This is a genomic window from Psychrobacter sp. NZS113 (assembly GCF_015864825.1).
Lineage (GTDB): Bacteria > Pseudomonadota > Gammaproteobacteria > Pseudomonadales > Moraxellaceae > Psychrobacter.
The window spans coordinates 1-1,325 of sequence record NZ_JADYWL010000018.1 but is presented as its reverse complement, the minus strand read 5'-3'; the positions used below and the strand labels follow the sequence as shown (position 1 = coordinate 1,325).

Below are 1,325 nucleotides of genomic sequence, written 5' to 3'. Positions count from 1 at the left end.
CCTCAGCAAGCCTTCATCATATCAGCCATCGTCATCGCCATCATGGGTATCACCATGATCGGCTTTGGCTGGGTGCCGCATCTCTCCTTGATACTTGCTATCTGTGTTTTGCTAGGCATTGGTGCCTTTAAAGGACTGAGCTTTGATGACATGCAAGCACAAATGGCCTCAGGTATCATGCGTGGTATCGGTGCCATCTACCTCTTCTTCTTTATTGGTTTGATGGTCGCCGCTCTTATGATGTCAGGTGCCATACCCACCCTCATGTACTTCGGCTTTCAGCTCATCTCCCCAGAGTATTATTACATCTCCGCCTTTGTATTGACTTCCATTATTGGTATTGCACTGGGTAGTAGTCTGACTACCGCTGCGACCTTGGGTGTGGCGTTTATTGGCATGAGTAATGCCTTTGATGCCAATGTAGCGATAGCGGCAGGAGCAGTTGTCTCAGGGGCGTTCTTTGGCGATAAGATGTCGCCCTTGTCTGATACCTGTACCATCGCCTCATCTGTAGTCGGTATTGATCTGTTTGAGCATATTCGCAACATGATGTACACGACGGTGCCTGCTTGGATACTCACGGTTATCTTGTTTTGGATGTTCTCAGGTCAGACAGCCGGGTCTGATCTTAGTCAGGTGACTGTCTTACAAGGACAACTGATTGATAGCGGCTTGGTACAGAACTATGCGGTATTGCCGTTTGTTGTGTTGGTCGGACTGGCGGTCTTTCGAGTCAATGCCATCTATACGATTATCTGTACCATTGCGGTGGCGCTTATCATTACTTATATACATAGCAGCCCAAGCTTTGGACAATTAGGTGGATATCTGTTTGCAGGGTATGCACCGGCTGAGTCGTTAGAGCTGGGTGAAGTAGGGGGCATGCTATCGCGTGGCGGTGTACAAAGTATGTTTTTTACGCAAGCGATTGTGATATTGGCACTGAGTCTCGGCGGGTTGCTCACGGCATTGGGTGTGTTACCAGCATTGCTATCTGGTATCAAGGACACGTTGACGACGTCAGGACGGGCAATCTTTGCGGCAGCGATGTCGGCACTGAGTATTAATGTGCTGATCGGTGAGCAGTATTTGAGTATTTTATTGTCAGGGACGGCTTTTCGTTCGACGTTTGAGCGCTTGAATTTACATCCAAAGAATCTGTCGCGTACGATTGAGGATGCGGGGACGGTCATTAATCCACTGGTGCCTTGGAGTGTGTGCGGGGTGTTTATCAGTCAGGCGTTAGGGGTGCCGGTGTTGGATTATTTGCCTTATGCGTTCTTCTGTTATTTGTCTTTGCTATTGACGCTGCTCTTTGGCTTTAC

Annotated in this window: 1 protein-coding gene; it reads left to right on the top strand. The window is 48.6% G+C overall.

Features of this window, described 5'->3' with window-relative positions:
• A partial coding sequence (locus I6E61_RS13950) for a Na+/H+ antiporter NhaC family protein (RefSeq protein ID WP_197135297.1) occupies positions 1 to 1,325 on the top strand: 1,325 nt, incomplete at both ends.